The organism is Paenibacillus sp. LHD-38, from assembly GCF_031157315.1.
GTDB lineage: Bacteria > Bacillota > Bacilli > Paenibacillales > Paenibacillaceae > Pristimantibacillus.
In genome coordinates this window covers 50,501-71,929 of the sequence record NZ_JAVIFU010000030.1, presented here as the reverse complement: position 1 = coordinate 71,929, position 21,429 = coordinate 50,501, and the positions used below count along the sequence as shown (strand labels likewise).

Below are 21,429 nucleotides of genomic sequence, written 5' to 3'. Positions count from 1 at the left end.
AATGGCGACTGTACGCTTATATTGATGAGGCAACGGAAACAACAAAAAACGGAGGTCAGCCGAATGAAGAGAAAAAGTGCAATCGTACTAGCTGCCGCTGCTGTATCAATGGCTCTTGTAGCTGGATGCGGCAATAACAATGCAGGTGAAACAAAAAATATTGAAGCGACGCAGAAGCCTAATGAGGGTGCTGCGCAAAGTACGGAGAAACCTGCGGAGCCACTCAAATTATCCGTCATGCTGGACTTGCATGAGCCGGAGGTTCCTTCCGACAAGATCGAAAAACTACTTGAAGAGAAAACAAATACGCAACTGGATATTCAATGGGTACCTGACGGCAGCTATGACGACAAGCTAAATGCTGCTTTCGCGACAGGATCCCTGCCGCAAGCCGTTCAATTGAAAAACGCAGAGTCGCTCGGTTTGTTCCGCGACGCTATCAAGGATGGACAATTTTGGGAGATTGGACCGTTCATCGATCAATTTCCAAATTTGACAAAGCTGAACAAGGATGTTCTGAATAATACCTCGGTAGGCGGCAAGATATATGCGCTTTACCGTGAATCTGTACTCTCCCGCCAAGGCATTATTTTCCGCAAAGACTGGGCAGACAAATTGGGGTTAGCCGCTCCAAAAACCATCGATGAGTTGTACAACATGCTGAAGGCGTTTAAAGAGCAGGATCCTGATGGCAACGGCAAGCAAGATACGATTGGTTTGACGGATCGCAGCGATTTGATTTACGGCGCGTTCAAGACAGTCAGTTCCTATTTCGGAACACCTAACGGCTGGGGAGAGAAAGAGGGCAAGCTGGCTCCTGAGTTTATGTTTGCTGAATATATGGATACGATGAACTTTTTCAAGAAGCTGCATGTAGAAGGATTGATCAATCAGGATTTTCCAGTAACGGCTAAAAACGATCAACAAAATCTATTCGCGACGGGCAAAGCAGGGGTATACATCGGCGCTTTGGGCGATGTGCAAAGCATGGATCCGAAAGTGAAGGAAATCAATGCCGCCGGCGAGCTGGATATCCAGAACCGCATCGAAGGTCCGAAAGGCACAGGCATCTGGTCGACAGCCGGCTACGGTTCCGTATTCCTGTTCCCTAAATCGGCGGTCAAATCGGAAGAAGAACTGAAGCAAGTATTATCATTTTTCAACGAGCTGATGTCGCCTGAACTTTCCAATGTCGTGCAATGGGGCATCGAGGGAGAGCATTACACTTTGCAAGACAACCTTGTGGTGCCTTCCGAAGACACGAAGCTGACAAATCGTGAAACAAAGCCATATCTGAGCTTCCAAATCGGCGGGCAGAGCACGATTGCCGAATTGCTTGATCCGACGTACCCGCTGCCGGTGAAAGCGAAGTCCGAAGAGCTGATTAAAGACAATGAAAGTATTCTGATCACTGACCCAACGGTTGCACTGGAGTCTAAGACGAAGATTGAGAAGGGAGTCCGCCTCTCCGAGATTATCAAAGACGCTACTTATAAATACATCCTGGGCGACATTGACGAAGCCGGATTCCAGGCTGCGGTCGAAAAGTGGTTGAAAGATGGCGGACAGCAAATGATTGAAGAATACAACTCGAACGAATAGCGATTAAAAATAACATGGAAGCAGTAAGCATATGGGGCTGTTGATTGAGCAGCCTCCTTTAAGTCCTGCTGAGAAAGGATGGGTTATGCATGAATGAAGCAACGGTCAGGACAGCTGCGGCTCCGGCTTCGCGGATGAAACGAAGGAGAGGCAGATTGGGACAAGTGTGGAAAGACCGGGCGCTCTATCTGATGATTATTCCGGGTTTGCTGTTCTTTATTATTTTCAAATACGTGCCTATTGGAGGGATCGCGATTGCCTTCCAGGATTACAAGCCGTATAAAGGGATCGGCGGCAGTGAATGGGTAGGGTTTGAGCATTTTTCCCGATTATTTCAAGAGCCTGATTTCTTTATGATTTTGGGCAATACGTTAATATTATTTGCTTTGAATCTAGTATTTTTCTTTCCGGTTCCGATTATTATCGCGGTTATGCTGAATGAAGTAAGGCACTCCTTCTTTAAGCGATTTGTACAGACGATTGTATATATTCCGCATTTTATGTCATGGGTGATTATTGTATCGATCTCGTTCATCATGCTCTCCATGGATAGAGGGCTGATCAATGAGCTGCTTGTGATGATGGGTTTGGAGAAAATCAATTTTCTAATGAGCAACGGATGGTTTCGTCCAATGTATGTGCTGCAAATCATTTGGCGTGAAGCCGGATGGGGAACGATTATTTATTTGGCGGCAATGGCAGCCATCGATCCGCAGTTGTATGAAGCGGCGCGGATGGATGGAGCCGGCCGATTGCGCCAAATCTGGCATATTACCCTCCCGTCGATTAGAAGCGTTATTATTGTTCTGCTCATCTTGAAAATCGGGGATGTGCTGGAGCTTGGATTCGAACATATTTATCTTCTATTGAACTCGATGAACCGAGAGGTAGCGGAAATTTTCGATACGTATGTCTATACGGCTGGCTTGAAGCAAGGCGAGTACAGCTACAGTACGGCGGTAGGCTTTTTCAAATCAATCGTTGGACTCATCCTCGTGATGGGTGCGAATTGGCTTTCCAAGAAAGCAGGCGAAGAAGGCGTTTATTAATAAATGAAAAGGAGGACACACCACGAATGAAGGATCAAACATTAGGCGGACGGATTTTTGACACCGTTAACTATGCGCTGCTGTCCATCATAGCTCTTGTTATGATTTTACCGTTTATCAACGTCGTAGCAGGCTCCTTTACGACTGTGGGTGAGCTTGCCCGCAAGCAATTCGTTATTATCCCGACGGTTTGGTCGCTGGATGCTTACCGTTTTATTTTTTCAACGAATACAATCTTTAAGTCACTTGGCGTCTCGGTTGGCGTGACGTTTGCCGGAACTCTGTTCAGCATGCTGCTTACATCGTTTATGGCGTACGGTTTATCCAAGCCGCAGCTATTAGGCAGAAAAACGATCAACTTTATCGTCGTATTCACGATGCTTTTCAGCGGCGGTCTGATTCCCAGCTTCCTGGTCGTTAAGGAAATGGGGCTAATTGACTCCTATACTTCCTTGTTCGTTCCGACGGCTGTCAATGCATTCAATCTCATCATCATGAGAAACTTTTTTCAAAATTTGCCGGATGGTTTGGAAGAGTCGGCGAAGATGGACGGAGCGGGCTATTGGGCGATCTTTACAAGAATTGTACTTCCGCTCTCCATGCCGGCGGTTGCGACGATCTCCTTATTCTATGCCGTAAACTATTGGAATACGTACTTGCCGGCCATTCTCTATTTGAACGATGCAGACAAGTGGCCAGTACAGGTTATACTTCGGCAAATCGTCGTACTGGCGAGCGGACTTGCGGGCGATACGTCGGATATGGGCAACGGCTATGTGATGCCGCCGCAGCAGACCATTAAGATGGCTGTTATCGTCGTCGCCACGGTGCCGATTCTAATCGTCTATCCGTTCTTGCAAAAGCATTTCGCCAAAGGCGCGCTAATTGGTTCGATAAAAGGGTAAACCGTAATCGGTTTCAATACGAAAGGAGCATTTGGCTCGATGAATTATACTAACCTTGTGGCAGCTCAAGCCGCGTTCACGCCTTTGCAGTGGGCGCAAGCCGCTTGCGATTCCTTAATGGCCCGCTATACCCCGCCGCAGCTTCCTCCTGAGAATAGATGGCATTACCATCAAGGCATTTTCCTTCATGGGATGCTGCAGGTATGGTCAAGAACCGGCAATGAAGCATACCGGAACTATCCCAAGCAATATGTGGATCATTTAATCGATGAATATGGCAATTTTCTGTTTGCACGCGATGAACTGGATGCCATTATGCCGGGCTTGCTCCTGTTCCCTCTTGATGATAACGGTCTTGGCGATTCGCGTTATCGCACGGCGATCGAGAAGCTTCGAGGATTGTTCGGCACGTTGAACCGTACTTCGGAGGGAGCGTTTTGGCATAAAGACAAATATCCGCGTCAGATGTGGCTGGATGGTTTGTATATGGGCGGCGTGTTCGCGCTTGAATATGCTAATCGCTATGACGATGAAAGCTTGATTGCTATGGTAACGGAATGGGAGCGGCTCATGCGGAGGCGCATGACCGACGAAGATACAGGCCTGTTGTTTCATGCCTATGACGAAAGCCGGCAATTCCCTTGGGCCGATCCGGCAACCGGATGCTCACCCGAGCTGTGGGGCCGGTCATTAGGCTGGTACGGAATGGCATTGGCTGACTTTCTCGATCGTTTGCCCGCTTCGCATCCTGCCGCAATGGAATGGAAGGAAGCGCTGGGCATGTTCGCGACGGCACTGATTCGGTTTCAGGATGCGGAAAGCGGTCTATGGTATCAGGTGGTCGATCAAGGAGACCGGGCTGACAATTGGCTCGAAACGTCCTGTACCAGCTTGTTTGTCTATACGATCGCCAAAGCCGCAAAGCACGGATGCATCGACGGGGAACAGATGAATGCGGCCTGGAAAGGGTATGAAGGTCTTATTGCCCGTCTTAAGCAGGATGACCTGGGCATCATCGTTCCGGATATTTGCATTGGCACCTCTGCGGGAGAATATGACTACTACGTTGCCAGACCCGTCAGTGAGAACGACCTGCATGGCGTAGGCGCTTTTATACTGGCTTGCACCGAGATGGAATCATGGTATGCGAGCAGGGAGGGGTCCAAGGGATGAGCCACTCGAAAGAAACGTTCAACAATCCAATCCTGCCGGGCTTTTATCCCGATCCGTCGATTTGCCGGGTTGGCGAAGATTATTATATGGTCACTTCAAGTTTTGAATATTACCCGGGCGTCCCTTTGTTTCACAGCAAGGATCTCGTCCATTGGCAGCAGCTGGGCCATGTGCTTGACCGGCCTTCTCAACTGGATCTGGACGGCACGCCCTGCTCCAAAGGGATATACGCAGCTACGATCCGTCACCATGCTGGTTTATTCTATATGATCACGACATTCGTCGTCAGCCAGACAGGAGCTCGCCGTAATTTCTATGTGACAGCGGAGGACCCGGCAGGTGACTGGTCCGATCCGGTCTGGCTGACGGATGCCCCGGGCATCGATACTTCTTTTTTCTTCGACGACGACGGCAGGGCTTACGTGATGGCGAATCGCGTCCCTCCGAGCGGACAGCAGTATCCAAAGCATATGGAAATATGGCTGCAGCAGTTCGATATCGAGGGCAAAAGGCTGATCGGCGAAAAATACAGCTTATGGGATGGAGCGCTAAAAAACGCCCATGCCCAAGAAGGACCGCATATCTACAAGAAAGACGGCTATTACTATCTGCTGATTGCCGAGGGCGGCACCGGATTTACCCATGCCGTAACCGTCGCAAGAAGCATCTCCGTGACGGGCCCGTACGAGAGCTGCAAATCAAATCCGATATTGACGCATCGTCATTTGGGACGGGAATACGCGATAACGAACGTCGGGCATGCCGATCTTGTTGAGTCGACGGCCGGCGAATGGTGGATGGTATGCCTCGCCTCGCGTCCTTATGGCGGGCCCTACCGCAATCTTGGCCGGGAGACGTTTCTTGTGCCGGTCGAATGGGAAGACGGCTGGCCGGTCGTCAATCCGGGCAAAGGGGTAGTGGAGCTGCAATCCCGCAGGCCGAATTTGCCGGAGCATCGTTTCCCTGCTAAGCCCGCTTGCGACCATTTCGACAGCGGAGAGCTGGATGACTGCTGGAATTTCATTCGCACGCCTCGCGGCGATTTCTGGAGCCTAACGGACAGGCCGGGATTTCTCCGGCTGCGGCTGAAGCCGGAGTCGATCGCCCAGCCGGTTAACCCTAGCTTCGTCGGAAGGCGGCAGCAGCATATGAGCTTTGCGGCTCGTACGGTGATGGAGTTCACTCCGGGGCTGGATGGCGAGGCGGCGGGCGTGGTGCTGCTGCAAAACCATGAATATATGCTGCGTTTCGAGTATACGAAGGTTCGCGGTTCGAGCTTATTGCGGTTAGTCGAGCGCAAGGACGGGGCGGAACAAATATTGGCGGCACGGGAATGGAGCGGCAACAAGTTGTACTTCAAAATCGAGGCTGAACAGCAAAGCTATCGTTTCCAGTATGCCGCTTTGTCCGGGCAATGGGAGACACTCGCGGAAGACGTTGACGGCAGGCTGCTCAGCTCGGATGTTGCCGGCGGTTTTGTAGGAGCTTATTTGGGGCTGTATGCCACATCGAGCGGAATGGCTAGCGACAATTTTGTGGATTTTGACTGGTTTGAATACGGAGGGAGAGAGAGATGACAGAAACTGTAAATAAATCCCGCGAGCCATGGGTCTCCGATCAAGGAGACGGAACGTATCGCAATCCGGTGCTTCATGCCGATTATTCGGACCCGGACGTTATCCGCGTAGGGGACGATTTCTATATGACGGCTTCAAGCTTCGGCCATCTCCCGGGGCTGCCCATTCTTCATTCTAAGGATTTGGTCAACTGGACTTTGATCAATCATGTTATCAGGGAAATGCCGCTGCCGGGCTATGACCATCCGCAGCACGGTAACGGCGTATGGGCGCCGAGTCTGCGGTATCATGCCGGAAAGTATTGGGTGTTCTACGGCGATCCCGATGTCGGCATCTTCATGAGCACGGCTGACGATCCGGCCGGCGAATGGACACCTCTCCATTTGCTGCAGGAAGGAAAAGGGCTCATCGATACTTGCCCGTTCTGGGATGAGGATGGGAAAGCCTATCTCGTGCATGCGTTCGCGAACAGCCGCTGCGGCATAAAGCATAAGCTTCGTCTGTGCGCAATGGCACCGGACGGCAGCAGGCTCTTGGACGAAGGACAGATTATTTTTGACGGAACGGAAGGGCATCCGACGATGGAAGGCCCGAAAATGTACAAGCGAAACGGCTATTATTATATCTTTGCGCCGGCAGGAGGCGTTAAGCCGGGCTGGCAGACGGTGCTGCGCTCCGAAGCGGTCTACGGTCCCTATGAGGATCGGATCGTGCTTCATCAAGGGGATAGCGTAGTTAATGGACCGCATCAAGGAGGTTTAGTAGAGCTTGAATCAGGCGAATCCTGGTTTATGCATTTTCAGGATAAAGGCGCTTATGGACGAATCGTACATCTTCAACCGGTTGTTTGGCAGGACGATTGGCCGTTCATGGGGATTGATACGAATGGAGACGGGATCGGCGAACCGGTTATTCAATATCCGAAGCCGAAGGTTAGGGTGAATTCGCCGATTGCAGTTCCCGCTGCTTCCGATGAATTTAACGGGAGCCTGCTAGGTAAACAATGGCAGTGGCAAGCCAATCCGGATCACCGTTGGTATGAGCTGGGGGCGCATGAGAGCCATCTCCGATTGCATTCGCTGCCGATTCCTGCATGTAGTCGAACGTTGTTTGATGTGCCGCAGCTGCTGCTTCAGAAGCTCCCGGCGGAGCAATTTGATATGACGGTGAAGCTATCCTGCTCCGAATTGAAGAAGGGCGATGCTGCGGGTCTTGTCATGTTCGGCTTTGCATTTGCCTACCTCTCGGTTTGCCGCGAGGAAGAAGGCGGGCTTTCGCTTCATTATACGGAAGGGGATCAAGAAGCTGAGCGGTGCATTTCGAGCCATAAACTGAACACCAGCACCGTCTGGCTTCGGGTTTCCGTCCGCCTGGAAGCAAGCTGTGTATTTGCTTACAGCGAGGATGGAAAGCTGTATCGCCCCATTGATTCACCGCCATTTATCGCGCGCGAGAGCCGCTGGGTCGGCGCAAAGGCGGGGATCTTCGCTCTTCATCGAGGGGAGCAGGGACAGGGCGGATACATCGATGCCGATTGGTTCCGCGTAAGCGCGCCGGAGGAGGTGCTTGGCCAATGAGCGGAATGAAGTCGTTTCCTGTGGTTGAACTGCCGCGAATTCCGAAACGCGACTTTTCGATTATGCAATTCGGTGCCGTTGGAGACGGGAGGTCGGACAATACGGAAGCGATCGCAAGCGCGATTGCGGCATGCGATGAAGCAGGCGGGGGGCGCGTCGTCATACCGGCAGGATTATGGCTCACCGGCCCCATCGTCCTGCGAAGCCGAATTGAGCTCCACGCGGAATCGGGAGCGCTCGTCACATTTAGTCGTGATTTCGAGCAGTACCCGTTAACGTTATCGCAATTCGAGGGTCAGCCCGCCGTTCGCTGCCGCGCGCCGATTGACGGGGAAAATCTTGAGGATATCGCGATTACTGGACCAGGTGTATTCGATGGCAGCGGCGACGCATGGCGGCCGGTCAAGCGGATGAAGATGACGGCATTGCAGTGGAAACAACGGATCGCATCCGGCGGAGTGGTTGCGGAGAATGCTGAGGGAGAAGTATGGTGGCCAACCGCTCAGGCCATGCATGGCGAAGCGGAAATAAGCCGATTGCGGCAGGCAGGCAGTCTTGACCCGGCGAAATATAGCGCAGTAAGAGATTATCTTCGACCGGCTTTGGTTAGTCTGCGAGGCTGTCGGCGCTTGCTGCTTGATGGACCGACGTTCCAAAATTCGCCGGGATGGTGCCTGCATCCTTGGGGGTCCGAGCATGTAACGGTACGCCATGCGACGGTGCGAAATCCTTGGTATTCGCAAAATGGGGACGGACTCGACATCGATTCCTGCCGCTTCGTCACGGTCGACAGCTGTTCGTTCGATGTCGGGGATGATGCCATTTGCATGAAATCCGGCAAGAATGAAGCGGGCCGCAAGCTAGCCATGCCTTGTGAATATGTCACGGTGACGAACTGCAAGGTTTATCACGGTCATGGCGGCTTCGTAATCGGCAGCGAAATGTCTGGCGGGGTCAATCATATCCATGTATCCGATTGCGAATTTATGGGGACGGATATCGGTCTCCGCTTCAAAAGCGCGAGAGGACGCGGAGGGATCGTGGAGAATATCCGCATCGAGAACATCCGCATGAAGGATATCGGGCTGGAAGCGATATCGTTTCATTTATTTTATCAAGGCGTGGAAGGCTCAGAAGGATTCGACGACACAGAACACCCGGTCGATGAAGGAACGCCTGTTTTCCGCAAAATTACGATGCGGAATATTTATTGCTCTGGAGCGTCGGTCGGTTTGCTCGTTAACGGGCTTGCGGAGATGCCGCTGAGCGACTGCTTGCTTGAAAATGCGGTCGTCCAAAGCGGGCGAGGCGTGATATGCAGGTTTGCCGCAGGGCTGAAGCTTCGCAACATCCGCCTTCAAGTGACGGAAGGACCGCTGGCTTCTTTTCATGAATGCAAAGATGTAGAAATGGTTGATTGGCAAGGCGAAACGACGGATGCGAGCGTTCATTCTCCGATTCGGGTTACAGGAAGCAGTTCCGCCAACATTAAGCTGGTCCCTCTCCCCTAACAGCATGAGCAGTTGAGTTGAATGAAGCAGCATAAGTGAAGAGGATCACACTATTGGCTCGGCAGCCATATAGCGGTGATCCTTATTTATTTCATCAAAGGGACAGTGAAAGGGGGGATGGCAGGCCCAGGGACTAGAGAGATCATTCTTACTATGCGGGATACCGCATGTCATTTTTGAATGCGTTTACATTACGGGAGGGATCGAATTGAAAAAATGTCTCTATTATATTTTAATTGTTTGTTTGCTGCTAACTTGTATGCCTGTGAACGCATCTGCTGATTCAAGCGTGAAATTATCAACGGAGCTTGGGGCGGAGCAGGAAGCTGCCGTTCTTCCGCTTCCCGCTTTTCCGACCGCAGAGGGTGGAGGAAAATATGTTACCGGCGGCAGGGGCAAGGATGTTTATGAGGTCACAACGCTTGCGGATTATTCGCAAAATGAAGCTCCGATTCCCGGCTCGCTGCGCGATGCCGTAAGCGCGGGGAATCGGACGATCGTCTTCCGTGTAGGCGGCACCATTCATTTGAAAGAGTCGCTTAAGGTGATGGGCAGCAATCTGACCATAGCAGGGCAAACCGCCCCTGGGGACGGTATCACGATCAGCGATTATACGACCTCTCTTGAAGCGGACAATATTATCATACGGTATATCCGTTTCCGGCTGGGGGACCGTTATGCCAGCGAGGACGATGCCTTTGGCGTTCGTTACCACAAAAATATCATCATTGACCACTGCTCCTTCAGCTGGTCCGTGGATGAGGTGGTCAGCCTGTACGACAATGTCAATACGACCGTGCAATGGTCGATTTCTTCGGAAAGCATGCTGATGACGTCGCATCAGAAGGGGCGTCACGGGTACGGCGGGATATGGGGCGGGAACAATGCGTCCTATCTTAACAACCTGATTGCGCACAGCACAAGCCGTAATCCGCGCTTCCCGACGGACAAGCGGGAGCTGGACTTGACGGATATGACTAATAACGTCATTTACAACTGGGGCTTCGCTTCTTCCTACGGCGGCGGAGAAGGATCTTATAATGTAAGAAACAATTATTACAAATACGGCCTGAATACCTTTCAAAGCGTGCGAAGCCAGCTTTTTGGCGAAGTTGGCAGCGCCTACGATACGAGAATATACATCGGCGGCAACTTTATGGACGGCAATACTTCGGTAACCAGCAATAACTGGCTCGGCGTGCAGAAGGTTCTGGATTCAGAGGCAAAGCTGGATGCTCCGATCGATGTGAGAGGGAGCTATGAAGAAATCAGCGACGAGCAGTACGGGTATTACGAGGCTGTATCCTCACAGGCGGCATATGAACGAGTACTCGCGGATGCCGGCGCAACGCTGCCGAAACGGGATGCGATTGATGCCCGCGTGATCAATGATGTTCGCAACCGCACCGGGCAGCATATTAATTCGCCTAAGGAAGTTGGCGGCTATGCGGAGCATCCTCTGACCTTGTCCACGGTAGCAGATCAGGATAAGGACGGGATGGATGATGTATGGGAGCAGGCTAACGGTTTGTCGGCTGCGGATCCGGAAGACCGCAGCACAGTGCTGCTATCGCCGGAAGGCTATACCAATCTGGAAGTATACTTAAACGCTCTTGTGCCTTCGGTGCCTGGCGACAATGTCGACAATCCGGCAGCCAGACTGACAAGCCCAAGCAATAACAGCATAATTGAAGCGGGCTCCGATTTAACGGTAGAAGCGGAGGCAAGCGACAAAGACGGGATTGCCAAAGTAGAGTTTTATATCGACGGCATGAAGGCCGGTGAAGATATGGAGGCACCATATCGTTTCCAATGGGCCAATATCGCTGACGGCACGCATTACATCATTGCGCGTGCGGTTGATCGGCAAGGCTTGGCGTCACAATCTTCTAACGCTGCGGTTCACGCCAATACAACAACCGATCTTGGCCCTTGGCAATCGGTAGACATCGGCAATGTTGGCATTGAAGGTCATGCGCAAGTAGAAGCCGATCAATCGATCACCGTAAAGTCTGGCGGCGATATCGGCGGCACGGCGGATGCATTCCATTTTCTATACCAGAAGTTGGACGGCAACGGGGAAATCATAGCGAGAATCGATCATGTGACGCCTACGGATGACAATGCTGAAGCGGGACTTATGATTCGGGAATCATTGGAGCCAGGCGCAAGAATGGCACTGCTTGCTATTCCGTACGTGAAGAACGGCAAGCAAGCCGCGATGATCGGCCGCGAGACGAACAAAGGAGCTTCGGATCGGATTGAAAGCGATGCGTTCATCCATACGCCTTACTGGCTCAGGCTTGTCCGTCTGGGCGATCAATTGACAGGCTTGGTCTCGCCGGATGGCATCTCGAACTGGACTCGAATCGGCTCATTCTCCGTCGATTTTGCTGACAATGCGCAGCTCTATGCAGGCTTGGCTGTTGATGCTTCCAAGGCCGAGGACAGCGTTTGGAAATATAATACGTCCAGCTTCGCGGGCGTCCAGCTTAAAGCGTTGGCAGCAGATTTCCCAGCGGCTCCGACAGCAGTGACCGCCTCCATTGAATCGGGCGACAAGCAGGTGCAGTTGAATTGGAGCCCTGCTGATGCCAATGCCAAGACTTATATCGTGAAGCGCGGCGATATATCCGGCGGGCCGTACAAGGAAATTGCGAACGTTGCCAGCGGAACGATCTATACCGACGAAAATGTCGTGCCGGACAAATCCTACTACTATACCATCGTAGCTGTTAATTCATAAGGATTAAAAAGCTACGAATCGCAGGAGGTATCAGCAGTGCCTACAGGCGATCCTGAAAATATTTATTATGTAGACGATCACTTCGAGGAGGATGGACTGGCAAACGTTCCGGCAGCTTACAAAGCGAGCTTCCCGGGGAATGGCGGGCTAGAGAAGGTTGAAGTGGCTCCCGTACCGAATAGCGGCAGCGGCAATACATCCGCTAAGGCGTTGTATATTACCGACCAAGGCAATGCAACGGAAAATGCCCAAAGCGTATCGTTCTTCCGGCAATTCGAATCACAGAAAGGAACCGTGATTATCGATGCCGACTTTATGCTGACAGAGGAAAGCGGCAATGCCGTGCTTTTTCAAGTCAAAAGCTATGATGACAGCAAACGGGCATTCTCGATCGGGATTCGGAAGCCTACGGCCCCGGAGAATGCGAACAAGTCAGCGACAACGATCGTTTACGACAACGGCTCATCAAGCTTTTACGCTTTGTCGGATGAGAAGTTTGCCCAATATAAAGACAAATGGCAAAATATAAAACTGGTTCTCGATGTGGCGGCAGGCAATGTGACGATTTACTTGAACGGGAAAGAGATCGGCACCTTTGATGATTATAAGGACAAGGACAATTTCAAAAAGATGGGCGTTGGCCGCATCTATTCCGCGACGGCCGGAGGCGGCACGGGTACTTACTATATCGACAATCTGAAAGTATACGTGGAACCGATCGCATCACCCAAAGGATTGAACGCTATGCCTGGAAACGGAGCGGTTCAGCTTGAATGGCCGGAGACGCCGGGCGCATTATCCTACAATGTGTTCAGAAGCGAGTCCGATGGAGGTCCATATACGCTTATACCTGCCACGGAGGAACAGCCAAATCCGGTTCTCATCCCGGCTAACAGGTTTGTAGATGTCTCCGTAGACAATGATAAAACTTATTATTATGTCATTACGGCGAATAGTCCGACCGGTGAGTCCGGCTATTCCAATCAAGCGCAAGCAAAGCCAAACGAATCAGCTGCCAAACCGGATGCGCCAGCCGGACTCCGGGCAACTGCCCGGAACGCGCAGCTGGAGCTGGAATGGAATGCCGTTCCGAATGCGGTATCCTATGAATTGAAGCGTTCAAGCAGCGCCTCCGGTCCATTCGAAACCATCATGTCCAAAATAACGGATACGTCTTACCGCCTTGGCAGCGTTCCGAATGATGAATCCTTCTATTATGTCGTCTCTGCCAAAAGCGTAGGCGGCGAGGGCCCGAATTCGGAGCCGATTTCCGCGACGGCGTATGCGCCTCCGGGAACTCCTAAAGCCGTATTGCATGAAGGAACGGGGTATATCGACTTAAGCTGGACGGATGTCGGTGCAGACAGCTACATCGTGAAGCGTGCAGCAAAGGCTGACGGACCGTTCGAAATTATTGCAGATGATATTGCCGCGGCTTCCTTCAAGGACAGCGAGGCAGCCGAAGGCACGCCATATTATTATAAGGTCTTGGCAGTAAGAGCAGGCGTGCAGGGCGCCCAATCAGCCGTTGTGAGCGGCCGTTCATTCAATGCAGGAAGTGGGCCTGAAATACCGGGCAATCTGATCGCGGAGAGCGACGACTCTAAACTTCATCTTACATGGACCGCATCGGATCATGCTGAGTCTTATGAAGTACTGCGAAGCACAAGCAAAAATGGACCCTTCACCGTTATTGCGTCAGATATCGCAAATAACTCGTATACGGATTCCGGTTTGATCAATGGGGAGGTCTACTACTATACGGTTGCTTCCCGCAATGCTGCTGGACGGAGCTTTGCCACCGAGCTGGTTAAGGCCATGCCGGCGTTAGTAATGACGGTAGCTAAGGATGGAAGCGGTGATTATGCGACCGTGCAGGCAGCGATTGACGCCGCACCGGACAATGGTGAAACGCCTGCCGTTATCCGGATCAAGGACGGTATCTATCATGAAAAGGTATTTGTGTCGGCGTCAAAAAAGCAAGTAAGCATCATTGGCGAAAGCCGTGAAAATACGGTGATCACAAACGGAGACACAGCTCACACAATAGGACCTGATGGAAAGGAGCTCGGAACGAGCAACAGCTATACCGTGAAGGTATCCGGCACGGACATCAGCCTTTCGAATCTGACAGTGAAGAACAGCGCGGGCATCAATGACGGGCAGGCTGTGGCGTTATATGCCGAGGGAGATCGCGGCATTTATCGGAATGTGAAGCTGCTTGGTTTCCAAGATACGCTGCTTGCCGATAAAGGCAGATCCTATTTTGCCGACAGCTATATCGCGGGGAGTGTTGATTTCATTTTTGGCAATGCTCCGGCCGTATTCAATAACTCGATTTTGCACAGCGCAGGACCAGGCTACGTAACAGCGGCTTCAACGGCGCCTGGCAAGCCTGGGTATGTATTTCTGAACAGCAGGCTGACTGCGGAGCCGGGCTTGACGGGTAAGGTTGATTTAGGAAGACCGTGGAGGCCTGATGCCAATGTCGTCTTTATCAACGCCGTCATGGATGATCATATCAAACCGGCTGGCTGGAACAATTGGGGCAATAGTGAGAACGAGAAGACGGCGCGGTTCCGCGAGTACGGCAGTCAAGGAACGGGTGCGAATGCTGCTCAGCGCGTCAACTGGTCTATTCAATTGACTCCGGAGGAAGCGGCTCAATATGCAATAGAAGAGGTGCTTGGAGGGACGGACGGCTGGAATCCCGAAGATGAACGCATGCTTCCGGACAGCAATTCTACATTGGCAGATTTGAACGTGAACGGCATTCCGGTCGAAGGTTTCAGTCCTCGCACGAAAAATTACCGGCTTGTGCTGCCAGAGGGCATGACGGATGTGCCGACCTTGTCAGCGGAGCCGTTCTCCACTGCGGCAGAAATCGTAATCATACAAGCGGAAGAAGTTGAAGGCACCGCATCTGCAAGAGTAACGGCAATGGACGGCAGTGTCAGTCTGTATACGGTTCGTTATGAGTTGGCATCGGAGGAGGAGCCTGCGGCCGTTGGAATTACTGTCGACATCCCGATTTTGACACTGGAGGCAGGTGATTCCGCGCAGATTCTGGCGACTGTTCAACCGAAGGAAGCGGATCAATCGGTCAGCTGGTCAGGCGGCGATCCTATTATTCATGTCAGCGAAACGGGCCTAATTACAGGCTTGAAGCCGGGAACGGCAAGAGCGACAGTTACCAGTGTTACCTATTCCACTTATAGTACCGGCGTCGAAGTTCTTGTACAGGACCGCAAGTCGCCAGTATGGGACGGCGGACAATTAACGGTAAGCCAGGTGACCAAAAACAGCGTAACCTTGAACTGGCAGGCCGCGTTTGACTATGTAGGCGTTGCGAAATACGCCATTCTAATAAACGGGAAAGTTCTTGCTGAGGTGGTTGGCGGCATCCATACGTATAAGGTTGAAGGATTAAGCAAAGGAACTGCGTACGAGTTCCATGTCGTCGCCTATGACGGCGAGCAGAACGGCAGCTCGGCATTGAAAGTGACCGCGACGACCGAGCATGATAACGGAAATGGAAACGGAAACGAGATCGCAGAACCGTTTGTCAGTCTAGGAAAAGATGCGTTTCAGGTGCTCGAGGAATCCTCCATTGACGGTGCCAAAGCGTTTAGGTTGGTTGTGGATGAAAAAAAGTTTGCTCAGGCATGGGATGAGGCAGTGAGCAACAAGACCAATAAAGTCGTGCTGAATGCTGCATTCATTCAAAACGCTGCAGTGAAGGTAGAATTACCGTTGCCGCTCCCGGCAGGCTCCAAAGGCGTTACCGTGACGGTTCAATCCGAAGATGGTGCTTATGATTTGCCTGCAAAACTGCTTCACTCTATGTCTGGCACAGCGGCCATTTTGACGATTAGTCCGATTAACGGGCAGTTGCTGCAGCTAACGGAGTCACAAGCCAATGCGCTTGGCGCAAAGTTTATTGCTGCTCCGATCCGTTTCAGCCTGTCTGCCGAGGTGAACGGGGAGCAGCAATCGGTGTCCGATGCTTCTGTCTATACGCGGCTTACGATCAAATTGCCGTATGGCATGGATCCGAACAAAGCGACCGGCGTCATTGTCGATTCCAAAACCGGAGAACTTCGTTTCGTGCCAACAAAGTTTTTCACAGAGAATGGCATTACACAAGCAGTGCTTCCTCGTTCAGAAGGAAACGGCGTTTACGCGGTTATTGAATTATCGAAGTCATTCCCGGATGCGGGCAGCCATTGGGCAGAGCAGGATATTAGCCTGTTGGCCTCCAAGCTTCTCGTGCAAGGCAATGCAGTGGGGATGTTTGAGCCGGAACGGGAAATCCGCCGAGCGGAATTCGCTGCCCTGCTGGTTAGATCTCTTGGCTTGAGTGAGAAACAGCCGAATGAAGCATTCTTGGACGTATCGCTAGACGCCTGGTATGCCGGCTCTGTTGCAGCGGCAGTGCATGCCGGCTTGATGAAAGGCTCCGGAAACGGGACTTTCCGGCCTGAGGATCGAATAAGCCGAGAGGAAATGGTAGTCATGATCGCAAGGGCTGCTGCGTTCGCAGGTCAAGAAAATGGAACGGCTAGCCCGGTAAGCCAATCCTTCAGCGACTACGGCGACATTAGCGATTGGGCGAAGGACTCGGTAGACTGGGCAGCGCAGGCAGGACTCGTAAATGGATTGGGAGATGGGAATTTTGCTCCAGGATACGAGACAACTCGAGCGCAAGCAGTCGTTATAATTAAGCGAATGCTGCAAGGCTTGGGCTTTATCAATTAAGAAGGATTTGGGGATTCGATCGTTGTTTTACTAGGCACCGTCATAGTATAAGGGGTTAGCCACGTAGGCTGGCCTCTTTTTGGTGCTTGGCATTCAGTCAAACGTATCGTACGAGGCAGGAAAGATTACTGCACCGGTAACGAACGTCGACCGGGTCACCGATCTTATATACCATTGCGACTGTTCTCACCTTTACCATGGGATATATAATGGGCTACCGTCCCTATGGAGGCCTGGATCATGTCGCCATTGCTGCAATTCTTGTGATTGTATGCGCCTGGTCGATTAGCTGGATATTTGCCTTCTTCGGCGTGATTGCAAGTACGGCTTCAAGCGTACAAGGGATATCGATGCTTGTGCTGTTCCCGCTCACGTTTCTTTCCAACGCCTTCGTGCCGGTCAATACTATGCCGGGCTGGCTTCAATGGTTTGTTAACATCAATCCGATCTCGCATCTCGTTACTGCCGTACGTGAACTTGCCAACACGGGAACCATTGGTTGGGATCTAGTTATCTCACTCGTCGGAGCTGCCGTCATTGTGGCCATTTTTGCACCGATAGCACCTTGCTTACGATCACGGTACGCGCCTATATGCGTCGGACATAATGTGCGTTTTATGTTTTATTAAACAAATCGTAAGCAAGGTGCTTTGGGAAATGAAAAATGAATCATCTTCTGGAGGAAAGAGACAGGTTTCTTCGGAATGCAGCGTTTAATTTAGAGGGAAAATTTCCCGTTAATGATTCGTTTTATTCATATTTTCTCAATATAACGGGAAAACCTCATGTTAATTTCTCTTGATTCGCTACTTTATCTTAAGAAGTCTTGCATTAACGGGAGAAATTCCATTTAATTGAAGAACACGGCACAATGAAATTCTCTTAACGGGAGAAATTCCATCTAAATGTGACAGGATTTGAGCGAAAAGATCTGATGTCAAGTGATGCCTGGCGGATAAAAAAAGAATAGCATCCCGTATAGAGATGGCTATTCCAATCATAATTCTCTTCTTATTTCATCACGTAATCGGCAAGCACGCTCTGAAGCTCATAAATATTGAGGCTTTTATTGAATTTTTTCTCAACAGGAGCTGCCGTCCCGGAAATCCAGATTTTCAGTTCCGCATCCATATCGAACGTTCCTGCTGTCTCAATGCTGAAATGCGTGATGCTTTTATAGGGATAAGAGTGGATTTCAACTTTTTTTCCCGTAATCCCTTGCTTGTCTACGAGGATAAGCCGTTTATCGGTAAAAATAAACAAATCCCTAATTAATTTGTACGCTTTCTCGAATCTTTCTGTGCTCCCCAGCAAATGCTTGAATTCTTTGTGTACATCCTCCATCTTCAGTTCGGAAGCATTGCCCATCAGTCCGTCAAGAAATCCCAGTGCTATTCCCCCATCAAAATGTAGTCTTGCACCAGAGTAATTCTTTAAATAGGTATAGATTCCCTTTTAAAAATAGAACAACTGGTCATGTCCATGGACAGGATCCTCTTTTTTTGGGGATCCTGTTTGTCGCGTTTATCGAACCAGCTCAATGAATCTGCTGGCCGCACTGGAAAGAGGCATGTTTCGCATAATCATGATACCCACATGCGTAGGCGGCAGCTGCACATCTAATTGAATTTCGAAGAGAGATCCCTCTTCGAGCTCATTCGAAACAAATTCTCTGGTCACGTAAGAAATTCCAAGTCCTTTCCGGGCAAACTCGATAAGAAGATCCACGCTTCCGACCTCGATCTCAGGTTTGAGCGTATAGCCGTACTTTTGAAATAATTCCGTAATGGCCATTCGTGCCCGGCTATTGCGCGAGAATAGGATGACAGGATACTGGAGCAGCGTTTCAAGCGATAGAACCACGTCCTTAAGCTCGTCGTAACGGGCCCCGGCTACGAAGCAATCTTGCAGCTTTATACTCTCCGTCACTTCAAGCTGTGAATCAACGATAGGCATACGTACGACGCCCAAATCAATTCTTCCCTCTTTTAAGAAAGTAATGATTTCCGGAGTAGTTCCGTGATTCAAGTGAAGCTTGACGCCAGAATGATGACGGTGAAAGTCTTCCAAGTACGGCAGCAAATAATGCTTGAACAGCGAATCGCTTCCGCCTATGCGAAGCTCACCGCTGTCGAGGTTTTTGAGCGCAGCCATTTTCTCTTCGGCTAGTGATATTAAGATTTGAGACTGCTCAATATAGGAATACAGCATGGTACCCTCTTGCGTAAGTGTAACGCCTTTTGAATTCCGATAAAACAAAGTGATGCCAAAGCTGTCCTCCAGCTGCTTGATGGCGTGGCTGACGCTGGGCTGAGTGAGGTACAAGGCTTTAGCCGCCTTTGTTAAACTTCCTGTTTTCGCAGCCCAATAAAAAACCTTGTACAATTCGTAATTGTTGTTCATAGATATGGTCTATAGCTCCTGTGAAATATATTAATTACTTGTATGGTCGATAATCGTATTATAGTGGAAAGACGAAATAGAAACCAGATCTAACGGAGAGAGGAAGAAGGAGAATATTATGCCTATTACAAAAACAATTGATCAATTAGCAATCGATACGATCCGAACCTTGTCCATCGATGCTATAAACAGCGCCAACTCCGGTCATCCTGGGCTGCCAATGGGAGCAGCGCCGATGGCTTACGCCCTTTGGTCCAAAATTTTAAATCACAATCCCGGCCATGCCAAATGGTTTAACCGCGACCGCTTTGTTTTATCTGCGGGTCACGGCTCGGCTTTGTTGTACAGCCTTTTGCATTTATCCGGATATCGGGTATCGCTCGAGGATTTAAAGCAATTTCGCAAGCTGAACAGCAAAACGCCTGGACATCCCGAATTTGGGCATACTGATGGCGTTGATGCAACAACAGGTCCTTTAGGACAAGGTGTTGCCATGGCTGTCGGGATGGCGATGGCTGAAGCCCATCTGGCATCGAAATTCAATCAAAACGGTTTGCCGGTTATCGATCATTACACCTATGCGCTTGTCGGAGACGGTTGTTTAATGGAAGGGATCTCTTACGAGGCGATGTCCATGGCTGGACATATGAAGCTTGGCAAATTAGTCGTATTGTATGATTCCAACGACATCTCATTGGATGGAGAGCTTAGCCTTTCCTTCGGCGAGAATATGAAAAAAAGAACGGAATCGGCTAACTGGGAATATATACGGGTTGAGGACGGAAATGACGTAACGCGTATTTCCGAAGCGATCGAAGCCGCGAAGAAAAATGATTCGCAGCCAACGCTTATCGAAATTCGGACGATTATCGGTTATGGCAGCAAGGTAGCGGGAACGAACAAAGCGCACGGCAATCCGCTGGGCAAAGAAGAAGCGAAGGCAACTAAGGAAGCTTACGGCTGGGAATATGAGAATGAGTTCACCGTGCCGGAAGAAGTCAAAGCTCATTATGAGCAGCTTAAACAAAAAGGCGCGGCTAAGGAAGAAGAATGGAACCATTTGTTCGCTTCTTATAAAGCGCAGTATCCTTTGCAAGGCAAGGAGCTTGAGCAAGCTATCAACGGTTCAGTGTTGTTGGATGCCGCAGACATTCTTACGTTTGACGCGTCCAAAACCATTTCGACCCGCGTAGCGAGTGGAGCAGCTATCAATCATTACGTGAAAACTGTTCCTTCCATTTTTGGCGGCAGCGCGGACTTATCGCATTCGACGATGACAGACATTACGGGAGAGCAATCATTCGCCGTAGATTCTTATTCAGGCCGCAACATTTACTTTGGCGTTCGCGAGCACGCGATGGGGGCAGCTGGCAACGGAATGGCGCTGCATGGCGGCGTAAAACCTTTCGTAAGCACCTTCTTCGTATTCAGTGATTATTTGCGTCCGTCAATTCGTTTGGCTGCGCTGCAGAAGCTGCCTTTAACTTACGTATTCACCCACGATTCGATTGCCGTCGGGGAAGATGGACCTACGCATGAACCTGTAGAGCATCTGGCTGCATTGCGCACGATTCCTGGACTTACGGTTATCAGACCAAGTGATGCGAACGAGACGTCAAGCGCATGGGCGTATGCCTTGCAGCAAAATGATGGTCCGGTAGCACTGGTGCTGAGCAGACAAAATCTTCCGGTATATGAATCAACCAAGGCCAATACGGAAGACGTAGCTAAAGGAGCTTATATCCTAACGGAAACGAACAATCAGCCGGATGTTATTCTGATCGCAACCGGATCCGAGGTATCGCTTGCCGTGAATGCTAAAGCGGAGCTGGAGCGGGATAATATCTCTGTACGTGTAGTTGCCATGCCGAGCAGAGAATTGTTCGACCGTCAATCTGCTGATTACAAAGAGAGCATTCTTCCTGCATCCGTTACGAAGCGTATAGCGATTGAAGCCGGCATTTCGTTAGGCTGGGAACGTTATACGGGGCATGGCGGAAAAGTGTTATCGATTGATACTTTCGGCGCTTCGGGCCCAGGTAACGAAGTTTTGGAATACTTTGGTTTCTCCTTAGAAAACGTAGTCCGTTTGACAAAAGATTTACTGAAATAAATATAAACTAACAAT

General features: G+C 50.6%; 12 protein-coding genes and 1 pseudogene. 11 read left to right on the top strand and 2 right to left on the bottom strand.

Features of this window, described 5'->3' with window-relative positions:
• The first annotated feature begins 63 nt into the window (after nucleotides 1–63).
• The 10 genes and pseudogenes from RCO25_RS22725 to RCO25_RS22680 all read left to right on the top strand — a co-directional run.
• Nucleotides 64–1,602 (top strand): extracellular solute-binding protein, encoded by a 1,539-nt coding sequence (locus RCO25_RS22725; protein ID WP_308998407.1) that lies wholly within the window; start codon nucleotides 64–66, stop codon nucleotides 1,600–1,602.
• A 134-nt stretch (nucleotides 1,603–1,736) separates the two neighbouring features.
• A complete protein-coding gene (locus RCO25_RS22720; protein WP_308998425.1) occupies nucleotides 1,737–2,651 on the top strand; it encodes an ABC transporter permease in 915 nt (304 codons plus the stop codon).
• Nucleotides 2,652–2,677: 26 nt separating this feature from the next.
• Nucleotides 2,678–3,556: a carbohydrate ABC transporter permease gene (locus RCO25_RS22715; RefSeq protein WP_308998406.1), complete on the top strand. Its 879-nt coding sequence runs from the start codon at nucleotides 2,678–2,680 to the stop codon at nucleotides 3,554–3,556.
• 39 nt (nucleotides 3,557–3,595) lie between these two features.
• A complete protein-coding gene (locus RCO25_RS22710; protein WP_308998405.1) occupies nucleotides 3,596–4,729 on the top strand; it encodes a glycoside hydrolase family 88/105 protein in 1,134 nt (377 codons plus the stop codon).
• Nucleotides 4,726–6,306: a glycoside hydrolase family 43 protein gene (locus tag RCO25_RS22705; protein ID WP_308998404.1), complete on the top strand. Its 1,581-nt coding sequence runs from the start codon at nucleotides 4,726–4,728 to the stop codon at nucleotides 6,304–6,306. The genes RCO25_RS22710 and RCO25_RS22705 overlap by 4 nt, the downstream gene beginning before the upstream one ends.
• Entirely contained in the window at nucleotides 6,303–7,883 is a 1,581-nt protein-coding gene (locus RCO25_RS22700; protein WP_308998403.1) for a glycoside hydrolase family 43 protein, read from the top strand. Before RCO25_RS22705 ends, RCO25_RS22700 begins: the two co-directional genes overlap by 4 nt.
• Nucleotides 7,880–9,394: a glycoside hydrolase family 28 protein gene (locus tag RCO25_RS22695; RefSeq protein ID WP_308998402.1), complete on the top strand. Its 1,515-nt coding sequence runs from the start codon at nucleotides 7,880–7,882 to the stop codon at nucleotides 9,392–9,394. The genes RCO25_RS22700 and RCO25_RS22695 overlap by 4 nt, the downstream gene beginning before the upstream one ends.
• A gap of 208 nt (nucleotides 9,395–9,602) precedes the next feature.
• Nucleotides 9,603–12,140, top strand: coding sequence for an Ig-like domain-containing protein (locus RCO25_RS22690; protein WP_308998401.1), 2,538 nt, complete (start codon nucleotides 9,603–9,605; stop codon nucleotides 12,138–12,140).
• A gap of 36 nt (nucleotides 12,141–12,176) precedes the next feature.
• The gene (locus tag RCO25_RS22685) at nucleotides 12,177–16,898 is read left to right on the top strand and encodes a pectinesterase family protein (RefSeq protein ID WP_308998400.1); all 4,722 of its coding nucleotides are present in this window, start codon (nucleotides 12,177–12,179) and stop codon (nucleotides 16,896–16,898) included.
• Between the two features lie 161 nt (nucleotides 16,899–17,059).
• Nucleotides 17,060–17,505: pseudogene (locus RCO25_RS22680) on the top strand (ABC transporter permease); the annotation flags it as partial.
• A gap of 404 nt (nucleotides 17,506–17,909) precedes the next feature.
• Here the strand turns inward: RCO25_RS22680 and RCO25_RS22675 are convergent.
• Together RCO25_RS22675 and RCO25_RS22670 are read right to left on the bottom strand one after the other, a co-directional pair.
• Complete coding sequence (locus RCO25_RS22675; protein ID WP_308998424.1) at nucleotides 17,910–18,287, bottom strand: PH domain-containing protein; 378 nt, start codon at nucleotides 18,285–18,287, stop codon at nucleotides 17,910–17,912.
• Nucleotides 18,288–18,422: 135 nt separating this feature from the next.
• Nucleotides 18,423–19,301, bottom strand: coding sequence for a LysR family transcriptional regulator (locus RCO25_RS22670; RefSeq protein ID WP_308998399.1), 879 nt, complete (start codon nucleotides 19,299–19,301; stop codon nucleotides 18,423–18,425).
• 124 nt (nucleotides 19,302–19,425) lie between these two features.
• Between RCO25_RS22670 and tkt the strand changes: the two genes are divergently transcribed.
• Nucleotides 19,426–21,414, top strand: a complete 1,989-nt coding sequence (tkt, locus tag RCO25_RS22665; RefSeq protein ID WP_308998423.1) for a transketolase — start codon at nucleotides 19,426–19,428, stop codon at nucleotides 21,412–21,414.
• The last annotated feature ends 15 nt before the right edge of the window (nucleotides 21,415–21,429 follow it).

Bases quoted from the DNA above. Each gene is read 5' to 3' on its own strand.
- RCO25_RS22725 (WP_308998407.1), top strand. From the start codon at position 64: ATGAAGAGAAAAAGTGCAATCGTACTAGCTGCCGCTGCTGTATCAATG.
- RCO25_RS22720 (WP_308998425.1), top strand. From the start codon at position 1,737: ATGAAACGAAGGAGAGGCAGATTGGGACAAGTGTGGAAAGACCGGGCG.
- RCO25_RS22715 (WP_308998406.1), top strand. From the start codon at position 2,678: ATGAAGGATCAAACATTAGGCGGACGGATTTTTGACACCGTTAACTAT.
- RCO25_RS22710 (WP_308998405.1), top strand. From the start codon at position 3,596: ATGAATTATACTAACCTTGTGGCAGCTCAAGCCGCGTTCACGCCTTTG.
- RCO25_RS22705 (WP_308998404.1), top strand. From the start codon at position 4,726: ATGAGCCACTCGAAAGAAACGTTCAACAATCCAATCCTGCCGGGCTTT.
- RCO25_RS22700 (WP_308998403.1), top strand. From the start codon at position 6,303: ATGACAGAAACTGTAAATAAATCCCGCGAGCCATGGGTCTCCGATCAA.
- RCO25_RS22695 (WP_308998402.1), top strand. From the start codon at position 7,880: ATGAGCGGAATGAAGTCGTTTCCTGTGGTTGAACTGCCGCGAATTCCG.
- RCO25_RS22670 (WP_308998399.1), bottom strand. From the start codon at position 19,301: ATGAACAACAATTACGAATTGTACAAGGTTTTTTATTGGGCTGCGAAA.